Annotated in this window: 14 protein-coding genes and 1 pseudogene; 5 read left to right on the top strand and 10 right to left on the bottom strand. The window is 60.6% G+C overall.

Going from position 1 to position 16150, the window contains the following annotated elements; translation table 11 throughout:
• Positions 1 to 22: 22 nt before the first annotated feature.
• Together ACDZ94_RS25595 and ACDZ94_RS25590 are read right to left on the bottom strand one after the other, a co-directional pair.
• Positions 23 to 727, bottom strand: coding sequence for a methyl-accepting chemotaxis protein (locus ACDZ94_RS25595; protein ID WP_432751869.1), 705 nt, complete (start codon positions 725 to 727; stop codon positions 23 to 25).
• A 198-nt stretch (positions 728 to 925) separates the two neighbouring features.
• Positions 926 to 1783: pseudogene (locus ACDZ94_RS25590) on the bottom strand (cache domain-containing protein); the annotation flags it as partial.
• A 483-nt stretch (positions 1784 to 2266) separates the two neighbouring features.
• Between ACDZ94_RS25590 and ACDZ94_RS25585 the strand changes: the two are divergent.
• The 3 genes from ACDZ94_RS25585 to ACDZ94_RS25575 are packed head-to-tail and all read left to right on the top strand — an operon-like array spanning position 2267 to position 3613.
• Positions 2267 to 2695 carry an HIT family protein gene (locus ACDZ94_RS25585; protein ID WP_221294896.1) on the top strand — a complete coding sequence of 143 codons (429 nt, stop codon included), beginning with the start codon at positions 2267 to 2269 and terminating at the stop codon, positions 2693 to 2695.
• Between the two features lie 20 nt (positions 2696 to 2715).
• Positions 2716 to 3171, top strand: a complete 456-nt coding sequence (locus tag ACDZ94_RS25580; protein WP_432751832.1) for a bleomycin resistance protein — start codon at positions 2716 to 2718, stop codon at positions 3169 to 3171.
• A complete protein-coding gene (locus ACDZ94_RS25575; RefSeq protein WP_432751831.1) occupies positions 3164 to 3613 on the top strand; it encodes an NUDIX hydrolase in 450 nt (149 codons plus the stop codon). The genes ACDZ94_RS25580 and ACDZ94_RS25575 overlap by 8 nt, the downstream gene beginning before the upstream one ends.
• A gap of 39 nt (positions 3614 to 3652) precedes the next feature.
• Here the strand turns inward: ACDZ94_RS25575 and ACDZ94_RS25570 are convergent, their stop codons facing one another.
• From ACDZ94_RS25570 to ACDZ94_RS25555, 4 genes are all read right to left on the bottom strand, one after another.
• Positions 3653 to 4234: a cysteine hydrolase family protein gene (locus tag ACDZ94_RS25570; protein ID WP_432751830.1), complete on the bottom strand. Its 582-nt coding sequence runs from the start codon at positions 4232 to 4234 to the stop codon at positions 3653 to 3655.
• Positions 4235 to 4303: 69 nt separating this feature from the next.
• Positions 4304 to 5617: an NAD(P)/FAD-dependent oxidoreductase gene (locus ACDZ94_RS25565; RefSeq protein WP_432751829.1), complete on the bottom strand. Its 1314-nt coding sequence runs from the start codon at positions 5615 to 5617 to the stop codon at positions 4304 to 4306.
• Between the two features lie 307 nt (positions 5618 to 5924).
• Positions 5925 to 6731, bottom strand: coding sequence for a suppressor of fused domain protein (locus tag ACDZ94_RS25560; RefSeq protein ID WP_407016884.1), 807 nt, complete (start codon positions 6729 to 6731; stop codon positions 5925 to 5927).
• Positions 6732 to 6759: 28 nt separating this feature from the next.
• Positions 6760 to 7392, bottom strand: coding sequence for a TetR family transcriptional regulator (locus ACDZ94_RS25555; RefSeq protein WP_432751828.1), 633 nt, complete (start codon positions 7390 to 7392; stop codon positions 6760 to 6762).
• A 111-nt stretch (positions 7393 to 7503) separates the two neighbouring features.
• On the opposite strand from ACDZ94_RS25555, the gene ACDZ94_RS25550 reads away from it, so the two are divergent.
• Positions 7504 to 8160, top strand: coding sequence for an O-methyltransferase (locus ACDZ94_RS25550; protein WP_064452625.1), 657 nt, complete (start codon positions 7504 to 7506; stop codon positions 8158 to 8160).
• A 13-nt stretch (positions 8161 to 8173) separates the two neighbouring features.
• Here the strand turns inward: ACDZ94_RS25550 and ACDZ94_RS25545 are convergent, their stop codons facing one another.
• Positions 8174 to 8794, bottom strand: a complete 621-nt coding sequence (locus tag ACDZ94_RS25545; RefSeq protein ID WP_432751827.1) for a LysE family translocator — start codon at positions 8792 to 8794, stop codon at positions 8174 to 8176.
• Between the two features lie 135 nt (positions 8795 to 8929).
• On the opposite strand from ACDZ94_RS25545, the gene ACDZ94_RS25540 reads away from it, so the two are divergent.
• The gene (locus tag ACDZ94_RS25540; RefSeq protein ID WP_432751826.1) at positions 8930 to 11128 is read left to right on the top strand and encodes an OsmC domain/YcaO domain-containing protein; all 2199 of its coding nucleotides are present in this window, start codon (positions 8930 to 8932) and stop codon (positions 11126 to 11128) included.
• A gap of 1295 nt (positions 11129 to 12423) precedes the next feature.
• On the opposite strand, the gene ACDZ94_RS25535 is transcribed toward ACDZ94_RS25540, so the two are convergent.
• From ACDZ94_RS25535 to dapA, 3 genes are all read right to left on the bottom strand, one after another.
• Entirely contained in the window at positions 12424 to 13590 is a 1167-nt protein-coding gene (locus tag ACDZ94_RS25535) for a cystathionine gamma-synthase (protein WP_432751825.1), read from the bottom strand.
• Positions 13587 to 14963 carry a pyridoxal-phosphate dependent enzyme gene (locus ACDZ94_RS25530; protein WP_064452621.1) on the bottom strand — a complete coding sequence of 459 codons (1377 nt, stop codon included), beginning with the start codon at positions 14961 to 14963 and terminating at the stop codon, positions 13587 to 13589. Before ACDZ94_RS25530 ends, ACDZ94_RS25535 begins: the two co-directional genes overlap by 4 nt.
• A gap of 144 nt (positions 14964 to 15107) precedes the next feature.
• On the bottom strand, positions 15108 to 15959 hold the full coding sequence (gene dapA, locus ACDZ94_RS25525) for a 4-hydroxy-tetrahydrodipicolinate synthase (protein WP_432751824.1): 852 nt from the start codon (positions 15957 to 15959) through the stop codon (positions 15108 to 15110).
• Positions 15960 to 16150: the final 191 nt, after the last annotated feature.

Raw genomic sequence — 16150 nt, 5'->3', positions numbered from 1 at the left:
GATCAACGGGAGTATTTCGACGTCAGGACTTGAAACGCCCCACCAAGCCGTTCAACTCTTCCGACAGTTTGGCCAGTTGCCCCGAATCGTCCTGGGCGGAGTTGGCCAGGCTCTCCACCAGCCGCGCCTCGTCATAGATCTGCTGGATATGCCGGTTGATTTCTTCGGCCACGCTGTGCTGCTCCTCGGCGGCGGCGGAAATCTGCAGGTTCTGGTCGCGGATTTCATTCACTGACAATTGGATGCCCTCAAAACTGTCCCGCGCGTTTTCGATGGACGATACGCTGGCCCGCGACAGGTCCAGGCAGCTGCTCATCTTCTGCGTGACTTCCTCGGTCTTGCTGCCAAGGGTGCCGAGCAGTTGCTCGATCTCGCCGGTGGAGTCGGACGTGCGCTTGGCCAGCGCCCGCACTTCATCTGCCACCACGGCGAACCCACGGCCTTGATCGCCGGCCCGGGCAGCTTCGATCGCGGCGTTAAGCGCCAGCAGGTTGGTTTGTTCGGCGATGGCGCGAATGGTGCCGAGTATCTGGTTGATGCTGCGGCTGCCGGCTTCCAGTTCGACCATGGCCTGGGACGACTCGGTCAACCGCCGGCCCAGGCGATTGACGTTGTCGGTGGTCACTTCAATTTGCTGCTTGCCCTCGGCCACGCGGCGATGGCCGTTCTCGGCGGATTCCGCCGCGCCGCTGCACGAACGCGCCACTTCGTTGGCGGTGGCGACCATCTCGTTGAAAGCGGTGGACACCAGCTCCACCGCCTCACGCTGACGCCCGGCAGCCTCGTTCATGTTGTGCGCCACCTGGCTGTTGACCCGTGACGCGTCCTGCAAGTTGGTCGAGGCCGCGCCGATGTGCTGGATCAACTGGCGGATCGCGGCGAGAAACTTGTTGAACCAGCCCGCCAGCTCGGCGGTTTCATCCTTGCCTTGTACGTGCAGCTCATGGCGCAAGTCGCCTTCACCCTGGGCGATGGACTGCAAGCCGGTACTGACCTGGCCGATCGGCTTGACGATTACCTTGGAAAAAGCCGCTGCGATCAACCCGAAAATCAGCACCAGTACCGCCACGATTACCGTGGTCAGGTAGGTCATGCGGGTGGCTGCAGTCATCACTTCGCTGTATTCGATCAACCCCACATAACGCCAGCCAAGGCCGGGCGAGGTCCACACGTTGGCCATGTAGCGCACGCCATCGATCACCACCTCGGTCGAGCCCTGGGGCGTATTGGCCAACTGTGCATACGGCGCGCCGAGGTCTTTGAGCGGCTTGAAGTTGTGCGCGGCGTTACGCGGGTCGACCAGCACCACGCCGTCCTCGATCAACATCACATAGCCGCTTTCACCGAGCTTGATGCTTTTGAGCAGTTCGGTGAGGTTTTTCAATGACACGCTGACCACGAACACGCCTTTGGCTTTGCCGGCAGTGTCCAGAAGCGCCCGCGCGGTGCCGACCAGGGCCACGTCGTCTTTGTCGTAATAGTAAGCGGGCGTGCGCACGGTCTTGCCGGGGGTGGCCATCGCGGCCTTGTACCACGGACGGGCGCGCGGGTCGTACTTGGCCAACTGCGGGTCGTCGGGCCATTTGGCGTAGGTGCCATCTTCCAGGCCAATCGACAGAATCGCCGCCGACGGGTGCGTGGCGCCGAACCGGGCGAACTGGTCGATCACCTGTTGTGCCTGCGCCGGCATCGGTTGGCTGGCAGCATCGGCGGGTTGGTAATTTTTCAGAGTGTTCGCGGAAGTGTATACAGGATCAGCGGACATTTGATCGACGTTCTGCATCGTGCCATCGAAAAACTGGCGGATATTGCCATCGATCTGACGAATTTCGCGGGTGCTGCCATCAATGAACTGCTCGACGGCCTGGGTCCGGGTGTTCAGCACGGAGATCACCGCGACCACGCTGACCGGGATAAAAGCGACGGATACAAACGCGAGCACCAGCTTATTTTTTATTTTCATCGAGACGACCATCAGCGGGGAGGGCGGCCAAACCGTCAACTCATGGGGCAGGAGCGGCGATTTGCTATCACTGCTATTTCGGCGCGTGCTCGGAAAATCTTTAGCGATATTTTGTGTACAACAAAAATTGTTTTTGTTGTGTAAATTCGGCAGGTCGATCAGCGTGGTCTCGACGTGCTTGAGCGCAACAGCGTGTGCCCGGAACACCGGTTATCGATACTTGGGTCATGTAAGCTCAGCGGGCAAACGCCGGATGAATTGCGGTGCAAGAGACTGAATGGACGTCACTATTGGGGACACGGCATGCCGCTGATTTCGCAACGCGTAGAACTGGCCCGCAACGGTGCCAACGATAAGGTGATCTGCCGCATGGCGTCGGGCTGGGCGGTGATGGGTGACGTGCAGTTTCTGCCGGGTTATTGCCTGCTGTTGCCCGATCCTGTGGTTGCCAGTTTGAATGATTTGGACGAGCAGACCAGGGCAACGTACTTGCTCGACATGGCCCGGATCGGCGACGCCGTACTGCACGTCACCGGTGCAGTGCGCATGAACTACGAGATCCTGGGAAATTCCGAGCCGGAGTTACACAGCCATATTTTCCCTCGATACGCCTCGGAGCCGGACGACAAGCGCAAGATGCCCGTCTGGTTCTATGACTGGAAAACCGCAACGCCTTACGCTGAAGAACAGCACGGTGAGCTGCGCAGGAAGATTGCCCAGCGACTGAGTTAACCCGCAATGGAAGCAGGTCCATGATGAAGAGAAATAAACTGGTCCCGGAGTTGATGGTGACCGATCTGAACAAGAGCCTGGCGTTCTGGGTGACGTGCCTGGGGTTCAAGGTTGCCTACCAACGTCTGGAAGACGGCTTTGCCTACCTCGACCTGGACGGCGCCCAGGTGATGCTTGAGCAAGTCGACCCCCAGGCCAATCAATGGCTGACCGCTGCGTTGTATCGCCCGTTTGGACGCGGTATCAATCTGCAGATTGACGTCGCGGCGGTAAGCCCGGTTATTCAACGACTGGAGACGGCTGGCTATCCCTTGTTCAAGGCCAGCCAGGACGTGTGGTACCGGGCGGGCGAGGTCGAGGTTGGGCAGCGTGAGTTTCTGGTGCAGGACCCGGACGGCTATTTGGTGAGACTGGTCGAGCGGCTTGGCGAACGCGTATGTAAGGCTTTTGAAGAAGGAATCACGTCCCATGCGTGAGCGAAAAGCCGCTCGGCTGCTGGTTATCAGCCCTTCGCGAAAGGTGCTTCTTTTCAGGTTCGTGCATAAAGAGGGGGCGCTGGCCGGCAGAAATTACTGGGCTACACCCGGCGGCGGCGTTGAAGAGGGAGAGACCTTCCAGGCGGCTGCACTCCGCGAGTTGCGTGAAGAGACCGGCATTGTGGTCAGCACTGTGCAAGCGCCGGTGGCAGACCGCCGGTTTTCGCTGATGTTACCCAGTGGCGAAACCGTGTTAGCCATTGAGCAGTATTTTGTTGTTCATGCGCAAAACGAAGTCCTTTCCCGAGACGAATGGACGGTACAGGAAGCCCAGGTCATGGCGGATCATCACTGGTGGTCCGCTGACGAGCTGCAATCGACGGCGGATACGGTATGGCCGGAGGCACTTGTCGACATGCTGGTGAACGCAGGCGTGTTCTGAGCGTTGGGCACTCAAACGACGCTTCGCTTGCCAGCGCCCTTACTCATCTCCCTTCCCGGCTTGACAGCGGGCCAACAGGTCGCGTGTCTCGATAACCGTGGCGTAGTCCATCGCCAGGTTACTCAGCGACAGCGTATGCACGTCCTCAGCGGGCCAAAGGCGGCCGGACAAATCGGTTTGATCAAAGGTATAGCAGGCATCTGCCGCGACTATCACCTCAAAGCCCAGGTTGCCGCCGGAGCGTGCCGTAGACTCGACAGAGTTATTGGTGATTACCCCAGCGACCACCAATTGCTTGATCGAACGCACATGCAGCCAGCGCTCCAGGCCTGTGGCGGTGAACGCATCCGGAACGTTTTTTTCCAGCACATGCTCATGCTTGAGCGGTGCGAGTGCGGGCTGGAACTCGCAGCCCGGCTGGCCGGGCCAAAAGACCGAGCCCGGAGTGCGAGACATATGCCGGACATGGACGATGGGGCGTTGCGCCTGCCTCCACGCGTGGAGCAGGTGCTGAATCTGCAACTCGGCCTGCGGATTATTGCGTCGCCCCAGCTTGGGATCGTTCATGCCCTGTTGCATGTCGATGATGATCAATGCGGCGTTTATGTCTAGCGGTTCCATGGCACATCCCTTCGCTGGCGAGGAGCGAAACATAGCAGCGAATGCCGGTGCCATGGAATGCGCCGTGTGTCAGCGCAGCTTTTCCAGCATCTGGTAGTACCACATGCCCACCGTCAGCATCGGGTTGCCGAACACATCGCCCAGCGGCACCTTGATGTGCTTGCACCCGGCAAAGGTGTCGAACGCTGACAGCGTGCCGGTCAGCGCTTCAGCCATGATCTCGCCCATGATGTGGCTGGTGGCGATGCCATGTCCGGAGTAGCCCTGGCAGTACCAGACGTTGTCGGAGAGTTTGCCCAACTGCGGGATGCGATTCATCACAATGCCCATGGCGCAGCTCCACTGGAACTCGATGTCCACGCCTTTGAGTGCCGGGAACGTGCGCTCGATGCACGGGCGCAACTCCGCTGCGATGTCGCGTGAGTCTCGCCCGGAATAATTGGCGCCGCCACCGAATAACAATCGCCCATCACCCGTCAGGCGGTAGTAATCGAGGACAAACCGGCAGTCGTACACCGCCAAGTCCTGCGGGTTGATCTGGTGCGCCAGTTCGCCCAGTGGCGCCGTGGTGACAATCCCGCCCATCGCCGGGAATATCTTGCCCTTGAGTTGCCTGGGTTCGAGTTGGTGGTACACATCGCCGGCCAGCAGCATTTGGCGCGCGTCGATCCGGCCTTGCGCCGTTATCACGGCAGGTCGGTCGCCATGCACGATTTGCAGTACCTCGGAGTTCTCGAAAATCAACGCGCCGAGGCTCTGCGCCGCGCGCGCTTCGCCCAGGCACAGGTTGAGCGGGTGCAGGTGCAGGTTGCGTGTGTTTTTCAGCGCGCCCAGGTACAGCGTGCTGTCCAGATGCTGTCGCACCGCAGTCTCATCGAGCAGGCTGACGTGCTGGCCCATGCCGCGCCGTTGTGCTTCATCGTGAAAGGCGCGCAGTTCGGTCAAGTGCGCGGGTTTCATCGCGGCATGCAGGTGGCCGTGCTTGAGGTCGCAGGCAATCGCGTATTTGTTGACCCGCTGCTCGATGATTTCATGGCCTCGCCAGCGCAGGTGCCAGATGAAATCGTCGACCTCATCGCCCAGGCGCTTGCGCATTTGCGCGCGCATAGCTTCGTCACCCGACAGGCTGCCGGTGACTTGCCCGCCATTGCGCCCGCTGGCGCCCCAGCCGATACGGTTAGTCTCGACAATCGCGACTTTGAGCCCGCGTTCGGCGAGTTCCACAGCGCTGGCGACACCGGTGAAGCCGCCGCCGATAATCACCACGTCGACGCTGACCTGGCCTTGCAAGGTCGGGTATTGGGTGGCGTCGTTGAGGCTGGCGGTGTAATACGAGTCACTGCGCTGGGCAGCGCCGATGACGGGGCGCATGGCTGCGGTCATGGGGTGATCCTTCTGATAAATGAATGCCGGCGAGGCGTATTCGACTTGAATCAGAGGCGGGTGTCGGGCGGGCGCGCATGGCGGCAATGCCACAGCGCCCAGAAGGCCAGGATGATATGGACCAGAGGGTTTTCGCAGGGGCGCGCCTGCACCTTCGCGGAGGAGGGGAGCAGGTGACGACGGATCAAGCTTAAGCGCGCAATCATGGTCGTCGATGCTCCCATCGTGCGCAGGCGCGTTCAATTGTCGTTTGTGAACCTTCAGTTATGGCTTTGTTAAACAATCAACGCGTCGACGCAACGACTGTTCACACCACGCTTGCGCGATACAGGCTGCTGGTATGGCCTACGCCTGCGGCCTTCAACCGCTCCACCAGATCTTCCCGCGCCGCGCGCCCACCGGATCGCACGTACTCCAGCTCCGACGCGGTGATCAATACCACGGGTACCAGCCGTACGGGCGATAGCGGCATGTCTTCCAGGCGGGTCGGGAAGTCGGGTTCCGGCCCACCGAGCAATACGCCGGTGGCATCGTCTTCAGTGACGAACAGCTTAGGAACTTGCTCGCTCATCTGGTGTGACAGGCTGAACCCCGGCAGTTCCAGGGACAGTACGCCATGGTTGTCCAACTGATGCGTGATGCCGCCTGCATTGGCCACGGTTTTGGCCACGTGTTCGAGCAGTTCGAACGCCCAGCTGCGGCGTAGAGGGTCGACATTACCCAGCTCACCACGGGCATCGTTGGGTATATCTGTGGTTTCCAGGAACAACTCCATCTCGAACCCATTACCCAGCCCTTCGGCATCGTCGAACGGGTCGGACAGGCCCTCGGTGGCGAGAACGATGGAGCCGTCACGGCGCACCACTCGGTAGGCCTGGCGGGTGGACGGCCAATGAGGACCGCCGGTAAAGCTTGGGCTGATCATGTACGTCAGCACGTCGCGCTCCACAGTGCCCACGGCCTGCCAATGCCGGTCCAGGCATTCTTCGCTAGCAATGCGGGCTGCCATATTGGCGGCATCCGCTGGAGTTTCAACCGGGTCAACCGGCGTCGACAGGGTCGCTTCGGCTTCGGGCTTTTTGGCAGCGCCGAACAACTTCTTGAAGAAGTTCATGTGCATTCCTTTGCTGGAGATGAGTGCATTACAGATGATTGAGCGCGTTCACGTAGGCGCGAAACATATCAGCCATTCCATCGGCGTAAATAGCTATTTCTGCTACGGTACGCGGGCTGCTGGAAAAATCCTTACCCACCGAACTGAGCGTGGTCAGGATCAAGTCGCAGGCCAGCGCGCGGGTTGGCTCAGGTAATTGCGGCAGCAACTCCAGCATGAAGGTCTCAAAGGCCTGCTGGCCCGCGGCGCGTACTTCCAGCGCTTCGGGCGCATCCCGATACAGCGGCGCGGCGTCGTTCAACGCCACGCGCATCTGCGCTTCCTCGCACTCAGAATGGATAAAGGCATGCACCATGGTGCGCAGGCGAGTCAGCGCTGGCACGTCGGTTTCGTCGAGAATGTCGCGCAGCATCTGCGTGGTCTGCTGCCACTCATCGCTCTGCAGCCGAAACAGGATTGCGGCCTTGTTGGGGAAGTATTGATACACCGAACCGACACTCACACCGGCCTTTTCCGCCACCCGTGCGGTGGTGAAACGTGTGGCACCTTCCTTGGCCAAAACCTGAATAGCCGCTTCGAGGATCGCTGCCACCAGCTCGGTGGAACGCGCCTGCTGCGGCTGTTTGCGTGAGGAAATACGGGGCGTCTGGCGGGTTGTCATGCTGGGCTCCGGCCGCGGGGCTAACGCGAATAGCGAAGGCGATGAATCACTCGCATACTTTTAATGCGACGAATTAATCGCATTCTAGTCCCGACCACACGGAAATCCATCATGACCACCCTGACTACTGCGCCCTTGGCGCCCTTGATCGAACGGCTCTACCAACAAGCGGGCGCTGCCACCAGCCCGAGCCTGAACAGTGTCAGCGACGAAGAGCGCGACCGCCTGATGCACAGCAAAACCGACTACGTGGCGCTCTACACGATGCTTAAGGATTTGTGGCTGCCGGTTTCCCGCGACACGGGCAATCTGCTCTATTTGCTGGCGCGCAGCACTCAAGCAAAGGCCATCGTCGAGTTCGGCACTTCGTTCGGCCTGTCCACGTTGTTCCTGGCCGCAGCCCTGCGCGACAACGGCGGTGGGGTATTGATTGGCAGCGAGTTCGAGCCGTCTAAAATTGCCCTGGCGCGGCAGCATTTCATCGAAGGCGGCGTGAGTGATCTGATCGAAATCCGTGAAGGGGATGCGCTGGTCACGTTGGCCACGCACCTGCCCGAAGTGGTCGACCTGCTGCTGCTGGACGGTGCCAAGGCGCTGTATGGCGAGGTGCTGAACCGCGTGGAAAAGCACTTGCGGCCCGGTGCGCTGGTGGTGGCCGACAACACCGACTACTGCCCGGAATACCTGGCCCATGTACGCTCGCCGCAGAACGGCTACTTGTCGGTGCCGTTTGCCGATGACATCGAACTGTCGATCCGCCTGCGCTAACGGCCACTCGCGCTCAGCGCTTGCTGAAAGCCAATCGCGCGGCAAACAACACGAATACCATTCCAGTGGTGCGGTCCATCCACTGGATGACCTTCTCCCGGCGCAGGAAACCCGACAGGGGGCGGGTGGCCCCAATCAATGCCAGCGACCACACCAGGCCCAGCACCACGTGAATGCTCACCAGGCCGAAGGTCCAGGCAATCAACGAATGCCCTTGGGGGATGAATTGCGGCAGGAACGACACGTAGAAAATCCCCACCTTGGGGTTCAACACATTGCCCAGCATGCCCTTCAGAAACCAGTTGCCGCCCGGCTTGCCGTCGGCCTCGGCGGGTGACAGTGAACGGCGCGGACGCAGCAGCATGTTGAGCCCCAACCACGCCAGGTAAGCCGCGCCGCAATACTTGAGCAGGTTGAACGCCAGTTCCGACACTGCGATCAACGCGCCCAGCCCAAAGGCCACGGCCGCGCCCCATAACAAACAGCCGGCGTTGATGCCCAGCGTGGCATGCAGCGCCTGGCGTTTGCCTTCTACCGTGGCGGTGCGCAATACCAGGGCGGTGTCGAGCCCGGGCGTGAGCGTGAGCAAGGTGGCGGCGAAGGTGAAGGCGAGGAGGTTATCGGCGATGGACATGGGCGGATGACTTCAACGAGAGGTGGCTGGACGTTAGCACCGATCGGCAGGCAATTCTGAAAACCCTGAGACTTCCCGCTGAAAATCCTCATAATAGCGGCCAATTTGTTTAGCTCGTTATTCTGGTGTGCCCGCATGGAAATTAAGGTCAACTTTCTCGACAACCTTCGGCTTGAAGCCAAGTTCGATGACTTCACGGTGATTGCCGACCAGCCGATTCGCTACAAAGGCGACGGTTCGGCCCCGGGTCCGTTCGATTACTTCCTGGCTTCGTCGGCGTTGTGTGCGGCGTACTTTGTGAAGCTGTACTGCGAAACGCGCAATATCCCCACGGACAATATTCGTCTGTCGCAAAACAACATTGTTGATCCGGAAAACCGCTACAACCAGATCTTCAAGATTCAGGTCGAGTTGCCGGCGGATATCTCCGACAAGGATCGCCAGGGCATCCTGCGTTCCATCGACCGTTGCACGGTAAAGAAAGTGGTGCAGGCCGGGCCGGAATTTGTCATTGAAGAGGTGGAAAACCTCGACGCTGATGCCCAGGCGCTGTTGATGCCCGGCTCGACGTCAGAGGCGGGCACCTACATCGCGGGCAAGGACCTGCCGCTGGAGCAGACCATCGCCAACATGTCCGGCATCCTGGCTGGCCTGGGCATGAAAATTGAAATCGCCTCGTGGCGTAACATCGTGCCTAACGTGTGGTCGTTGCATATCCGCGATGCGCACTCGCCGATGTGCTTTACCAACGGCAAGGGCGCGACCAAGGAAGGCGCACTGGCGTCGGCGTTGGGCGAGTTTATCGAGCGGCTCAATTGCAACTTCTTCTACAACGATCAGTTCTGGGGTGAAGAACTGGCCAACGCGCCGTTCGTGCATTACCCGGATGAGCGCTGGTTCCAGCCGGGCCGTAAGGATGAGCTGCCAACGGAAATCCTCGACGCCTACTGCCTGAAGATCTACAACCGCGACGGCGAACTGCGTGGCTCGCACCTGTTCGACACCAACTCCGGCAATGAAGCGCGCGGCATTGTATCGCTGCCGTTTGTACGCCAGTCCGATGGCGAGGTGGTGTACTTCCCGTCCAACCTGATCGAAAACCTCTACCTCAGCAACGGCATGAGCGCGGGCAATACCCTGGCCGAAGCCCAGGTGCAGTGCCTGTCGGAAATTTTCGAACGCGCAGTAAAACGCGAAATCATCGAAGGCGAATTCGCGCTGCCGGACGTGCCTGCCGAGGTGCTGGCCAAGTACCCGGGGATTCTGGCCGGTATTCAAGGCCTGGAAGCCCAGGGCTTCCCGGTATTGGTCAAGGACGCGTCCCTGGGCGGTGAATTCCCGGTGATGTGCGTGACCCTGATGAACCCGCGCACCGGCGGCGTATTCGCCTCGTTTGGCGCGCACCCGAGTCTGGAAGTGGCGCTGGAGCGCAGCCTCACCGAATTGCTCCAGGGGCGCAGCTTCGAAGGCTTGAACGACTTGCCGCAGCCGACCTTTGAAGGCCACGCGGTCACCGAGCCGAACAACTTCGTCGAGCACTTCATCGACTCCAGCGGAGTGGTGTCGTGGCGCTTCTTCAGTGCCCAGTCCGATTATGAGTTCGTCGAGTGGGACTTCTCGGGCCAGGGTGAGAACTCGAATGCCGAAGAAGCTGCGACCCTGTTCGGTATTCTCGAAGGCATGGGCAAAGAGTCCTACATGGCCGTGTACGAACACCTTGGCGCCACCGCCTGCCGCATCCTGGTGCCGGACTACTCGGAAATTTACCCGGTGGATGACCTGATCTGGGACAACACCAACAAGGCCCTGTTTTTCCGCGCCGATATCCTCAACCTGCACAGCCTGGGCGATGACGAACTGAAGGCACTGGTCGAGCGCCTGGTGGAAAGCGAGCTGGACGATTACACCGATATCACCACCCTGATCGGCATCGAGTTCGACGACAACACCGCGTGGGGTCAACTGACGATCCTGGAGCTGAAGCTGCTGATCTACCTCGCCTTGCAGCAATATGAAGAGGCGAAAGAGTGCGTGGAAATGTTCCTGCAGTACAACGACAACACCGCCGATCGCGGCCTGTTCTATCAGGCGGTGAATGCAGTGCTGGAGATGCACCTGGACGAGGACCTGGAACTGGCGGACTACGAGGCCAACTTCCGCAGGATGTTTGGTAGCGAGCGGATGGATGCGGTGATCGGCTCGGTGAATGGCACGGTGCGGTTCCATGGCTTGACGCCGACCAGCATGAAGCTGGAAGGGTTGGACCGGCATTTGCGCTTGATCGAGAGCTACAAAAAGCTGCACTCGGCACGGGCCAACATCACCTCAGCCTGATGCCGATCCCTGTGGGAGCTGGCTTGCCTGCGATGCAGACGCCTCGGTTTATCAGCTGCACCGAGGTGATGCCATCGCAGGCAAGCCAGCTCCCACATTTGATCGGGTTTTGCCGTTGGATCAGCGCCAACACCAAATCGGCGCGTGCCCACATCACTTCAGCCTGATGCCTATCCCTGTGGGAGCTGGCTTGCCTGCGATGCAGACACCTCGATTTATCAGCTGCACCGAGGTGATGCTATCGCAGGCAAGCCAGCTCCCACACTTGACCGAGTGTTGTTGGATCAGCGGCAACGCCAAATCGGCAGTTGCCACCATCACTTCAGCTTGACGCGTACCCCTGTGGGAACTGGCTTGCCTGCGATGCAGACACCTCGGTTTATCAGCTGCACCGAGGTGATGCTATCGCAGGCAAGCCAGCTCCCACATTTGACCGAGTGTTGTTGTTGGATCAGCGGCAACACTAAACCGGCAGTTGCCTCCATCACTTCAGCTTGACGCGTACCCCTGTGGGAGCTGGCTTGCCTGCGATGCAAACACCTCGGTTTATCAGCTGCGCCGAGGTGATGCTATCGCAGGCAAGCCAGCTCCCACATTTGATCGGGTTTTGCCGTTGGATCAGCGCCAACACTAAACCGGCAGTTGCCACCATCACTTCAGCTTGGCGCCTACCCCTGTGGGAGCTGGCTTGCCTGCGATGCAGACACCTCGGTTTATCAGTTGCACCGAGGTGATGCCATCGCAGGCAAGCCAGCTCCCACACTTGACCGGGTTTTGCCGCTGGATCAGCGGCAACGCCAAATCGGCGCGTGCCCACATCACTTCAGCCTGACGCGTATCCCTGTGGGAGCTGGCTTGCCTGCGATGCAGACACCTCGGTTTATCAGTTGCACCGAGGTGATGCCATCGCAGGCAAGCCAGCTCCCACACTTGACCGGGTTTTGCCGCTGGATCAGCGGCAACGCCAAATCGGCGCGTGCCCACATCACTTCAGCCTGATGCCTATCCCTGTGGGAGCTGGCTTGCCTGCGATGCAGACACCTCGGTTTATCAGCTGCACCGAGGTGATGCCATCGCAGGCAAGCCAGCTCCCACATTTGACCGGGTTTTGCCGCTGGATCAGCGGCAACGCCAAATCGGCGCATGCCCACATCACTTCAGCCTGACGCTAAACCAACTGTGGGAGCGGGCTTGCGCGCGAAGGCGTTGGGTCAGTTGATACATCAGTTGACTGACACTGCGCTTTCGCGAGCAAGCCCGCTCCCACAGGGGTAATTCATTGTTGGGCGATTGGGTTAGATAAGTGCCAACGCCTGGGCCAGGTCTGCCCTTAGATCCTCCACGTCCTCAACCCCCACCGACAACCGTACCAACCCATCACCAATGCCCAATTGCGCCCGCGTCGCCGCCGGGATGCTGGCATGGGTCATGATCGCCGGGTGTTCGATCAGGCTTTCCACACCGCCCAGGCTCTCGGCCAGGGCGAAGATCTTGACGTTCTCCAGAAAGCGCCTAGCGCCAGCCAGGTCAGTGTTCAAGTCCACTGAAATCATCCCGCCAAACCCGCGCATTTGCCGACGCGCCAGCGCGTGTTGCGGGTGTGACGCCAGGCCCGGGTAGTAAACCCGTGACACTTGCGGCTGTTGTTCCAGCCAGGTCGCCAGGTCCAGGGCGTTGCTGCAATGGCGCTCCATGCGCAGCGCCAGGGTTTTCACGCCGCGCAGGGTCAAAAAGGCATCGAACGGGCCAGCGATGGCGCCGACCGAGTTTTGCAGGAAACCCAGGCGCTCGGCCAGGTCCGGGTTGTGGCCGACGATGGCGATGCCGCCGATCACGTCGGAGTGGCCGTTGAGGTATTTGGTGGTGGAGTGCACCACGATGTCGACACCCAACTCCAGCGGCCGTTGAATCCACGGGCTGGCGAACGTGTTGTCAGCCACGCAGAGGATGCCACGGTCACGACAGATGCGCGCGATGGCGCTGAGGTCGGTGAGGCTCAGCAGCGGGTTGCTCGGGGTCTCGACCCAGACCATGCGCGTGTCATCCTGCAACGACGCTTCAAACGCGGCCAGGTCAGTCAGGTCGACAAAGCTGAAACGGTGCCCGGCGCTGCGTTTGCGTACCTTGTCGAACAGGCGGAAGGTGCCACCGTACAGGTCGTTGCCGGAGACCACGTGCGCACCGGCATCCAGCAGTTCCAGCACGGTGGAGATCGCGGCCAGCCCGGATGCAAAGGCAAACGCCTGGCTGCCGCCCTCAAGGTCGGCGACGCAACGCTCCAGGGCAAAACGCGTTGGGTTGTGCGAGCGACCGTAATCAAAGCCCTTGTGCACGCCGGGGCTGTCTTGCAGGTAGGTGGAGTTGGCATAGATCGGCGGCATCAGCGCTCCCGTGGTCGGGTCGGGTGATTGCCCGGCGTGGATCACGCGGGTGGCAAAGGCGCTTTTATCGGGCTGACTCATGCAAGGGATCTCCGTAGGTGATTGAGCAAGTCGACGCGGGTTATCAGGCCGTGGAAGCCCGCCGCGTCGGCGATGATGGCGACCAGGCCCCGATCCAGTTCCGCCTGCAATTGGGCCAGGCTGGCGCCGGGGGCGAGGGTTTGCACGGTATCGGTCATGGCACTGGCGACGGTCATGGAGAAGTCCGCGGCGTCATTGTGCAGGCCCAGCAGAATGTCGGATTCATCGATCACCCCCACCAGCGCCTGGCCGTCCACCAGCACCGGCAGTTGTGACACGTCCGCCAGGCGCATGCGCTGAAAGGCGGTGAGCAAGGTGTCGTCGGGGCTGACGCTGATGACTCGGCCGTCTTCAAAACGGCGCGCAATCAGGTCGCGCAAGTCGCCGTAGTGTTTGTATTGCAGCAGGCCCGCGTCCTTCATCCATTGGTCGTTGTAAACCTTCGACAAGTAGCGGGTGCCCGTGTCGCAGACGAAGGTGACCACCCGTTTCGGTTCGGTTTGTTCGCGGCAGTAGCGCAGGGCGGCGGCCAGCAGGGTGCCGGTGGATGAGCCGCCCAGGATACCTTCGGCCTTGAGTAGCTGGCGGGCGTGGTCGAAGCTTTCTTCATCGCTGATGGAGTAGGCGTGACGCACGCTGGAGAGGTCGGCAATCGACGGAATGAAGTCTTCGCCAATGCCTTCTACCGCCCACGACCCCGGCGTCTCCAACTGGCCGCTGCGGCTGTATTCGGCCATCACCGAGCCCACCGGGTCGGCCAGCACCATGGCCAGGTCCGGTTGCACCCGCTTGAAGAAGCGTGTCAGGCCGGTGAGCGTGCCGGCTGAACCGACGCCCACCACAATCGCATCCACATCATGCTGGGTTTGCGCCCAGATCTCCGGGGCGGTGCTGGTTTCGTGGGCGAGGGGGTTGGCCGGGTTGTTGAACTGGTCGGCGAAGAATGAATCGGGAATGTCCTTGGCCAGGCGCGCGGCGACATCCTGGTAATACTCGGGATGGCCCTTGCCGACGTCGGAGCGGGTGATATGCACTTCGGCGCCCATGGCCTTCAAGTGCAGCACTTTTTCAGTGGACATCTTGTCGGGCACCACCAGCACCACGCGGTAGCCTTTGGCTCGGCCGACCAGCGCCAGGCCCAGGCCGGTGTTGCCGGCGGTGGCTTCAATGATGGTGCCGCCCGGGCGCAGGCGACCATCACGCTCGGCGGCGTCGATCATGGCCAGGCCGATACGGTCCTTGATCGAGCCGCCGGGGTTTTGCGATTCGAGTTTGAGAAACAGCGTGCACAGGCCGGTATCAAAACGGCTGACCTTGACCAGCGGCGTATTGCCGATCAGCTCAAGTACGGCGGGGCGGGAAAGCGTGGGCATGTCGTCACCTGGGCACGGTTTAGGTGTAGGGAGGGGGACAGCAAAAATGCAAAGCATGGCTTGGAACATAGGCCGGGATCGCGCCGGTCGCAACCGGGCGGTCCGCTGGATGTCTTTTTTTGGCGCATGAGCCGGGTCGGTGCATTACACCATCAGGCTTAATGCTTGCTGCACCCGTGCACTGGCGGCTTGCATCGGCGCCCGCAACTCACTGCCGATCAACCCCTTCAGGGCCAGCGCAGCCTTTACCGGCGCCGGGTTAGGCTCCATAAACAGGGTGTTGATCAGTGGCAGTAACTTGAAAAAAGTCGCCCGGGCCTCGACGAGCTGGTTATCCCGCACTTGCTGGCACAGCGCCACAAAGTCTTCGGTCTGCACATGCGCCGAGGCCGCAATCGCGCCACTGGCACCCAGGCACAGCGCGTTGAAAATCTGCATGTCTTCGCCACACAACACAGCCACCTCGCCACTGGCGATCAGCGCCAGGGTATTCGCCAGGTTACCGCCACAATCCTTGATGGCGACGACTCGCGGGTGCTTGATGATGCTCAGCAACGTGGCCTGTTCGAAGGCCACGCCCGTGCGGTAGGGAATGTCGTAGAGAATGATCGGCACGCCGGACGCATCGGCCACGGTGTGGAAAAACGCTTCAAGGCCCGCCTGAGAAGGGCGGATATAGCTCGGCGCCGGCACCAGCAGGCCGGCCACCGGGCGCTCGAGGATCTCGCTCTGAAACTGCAGCAGTTCAATCTGGTTGTTGCCCGACAGGCCCATCACCACTCGGTGCGCCGGCACCTGTTGCAACACTGCATCCAGCACCGCCAGCTGTTCGGGACGACTCAACGAGGCGGCTTCCCCGGTGGTGGTGCACACCATGATCCCGGCCACGTGCTTTTCCAGCAAATGGCTGACCAGCCGGCGCAGGCCGATAAAGTCGATGGCGCCGTCATGAAACGGCGTGACCACGGGAACCCAGATACCTTGAAACGATGACATGCACTTTCTCCTGATAGTTGACCGCTGAAGTCACCGTCAGAAGGGCAGAGGGAATTGTGCAAAGAGGAGGGAAGTCCGTCGCGCTCAATGTCCTGTCAGCTCATCTGACGGGACAGCGCGCCCCGGTCAAATGAGCGACTGTTTCTTCGATTTGAGGGTGCGCGCAACGCAAGCTTGCGCCTTGGCAATCA

The sequence above is a fragment of the Pseudomonas sp. UBT genome, assembly GCF_050915955.1.
Classification (GTDB): Bacteria; Pseudomonadota; Gammaproteobacteria; order Pseudomonadales; family Pseudomonadaceae; genus Aquipseudomonas; species Aquipseudomonas antarctica_A.
The sequence above is the reverse complement of the archived record's forward strand: the minus strand, read 5'-3'. Positions and strand labels throughout refer to the sequence as shown.

Bases quoted from the DNA above. Each gene is read 5' to 3' on its own strand.
- ACDZ94_RS25565 (WP_432751829.1), bottom strand. From the start codon at position 5,617: ATGACCGCAGCCATGCGCCCCGTCATCGGCGCTGCCCAGCGCAGTGAC.
- dapA (WP_432751824.1), bottom strand. From the start codon at position 15,959: ATGTCATCGTTTCAAGGTATCTGGGTTCCCGTGGTCACGCCGTTTCAT.
- ACDZ94_RS25545 (WP_432751827.1), bottom strand. From the start codon at position 8,794: ATGTCCATCGCCGATAACCTCCTCGCCTTCACCTTCGCCGCCACCTTG.
- ACDZ94_RS25540 (WP_432751826.1), top strand. From the start codon at position 8,930: ATGGAAATTAAGGTCAACTTTCTCGACAACCTTCGGCTTGAAGCCAAG.
- ACDZ94_RS25570 (WP_432751830.1), bottom strand. From the start codon at position 4,234: ATGGAACCGCTAGACATAAACGCCGCATTGATCATCATCGACATGCAA.
- ACDZ94_RS25585 (WP_221294896.1), top strand. From the start codon at position 2,267: ATGCCGCTGATTTCGCAACGCGTAGAACTGGCCCGCAACGGTGCCAAC.
- ACDZ94_RS25575 (WP_432751831.1), top strand. From the start codon at position 3,164: ATGCGTGAGCGAAAAGCCGCTCGGCTGCTGGTTATCAGCCCTTCGCGA.
- ACDZ94_RS25580 (WP_432751832.1), top strand. From the start codon at position 2,716: ATGATGAAGAGAAATAAACTGGTCCCGGAGTTGATGGTGACCGATCTG.
- ACDZ94_RS25595 (WP_432751869.1), bottom strand. From the start codon at position 727: ATGGTCGCCACCGCCAACGAAGTGGCGCGTTCGTGCAGCGGCGCGGCG.
- ACDZ94_RS25550 (WP_064452625.1), top strand. From the start codon at position 7,504: ATGACCACCCTGACTACTGCGCCCTTGGCGCCCTTGATCGAACGGCTC.
- ACDZ94_RS25555 (WP_432751828.1), bottom strand. From the start codon at position 7,392: ATGACAACCCGCCAGACGCCCCGTATTTCCTCACGCAAACAGCCGCAG.
- ACDZ94_RS25535 (WP_432751825.1), bottom strand. From the start codon at position 13,590: ATGAGTCAGCCCGATAAAAGCGCCTTTGCCACCCGCGTGATCCACGCC.
- ACDZ94_RS25560 (WP_407016884.1), bottom strand. From the start codon at position 6,731: ATGAACTTCTTCAAGAAGTTGTTCGGCGCTGCCAAAAAGCCCGAAGCC.
- ACDZ94_RS25530 (WP_064452621.1), bottom strand. From the start codon at position 14,963: ATGCCCACGCTTTCCCGCCCCGCCGTACTTGAGCTGATCGGCAATACG.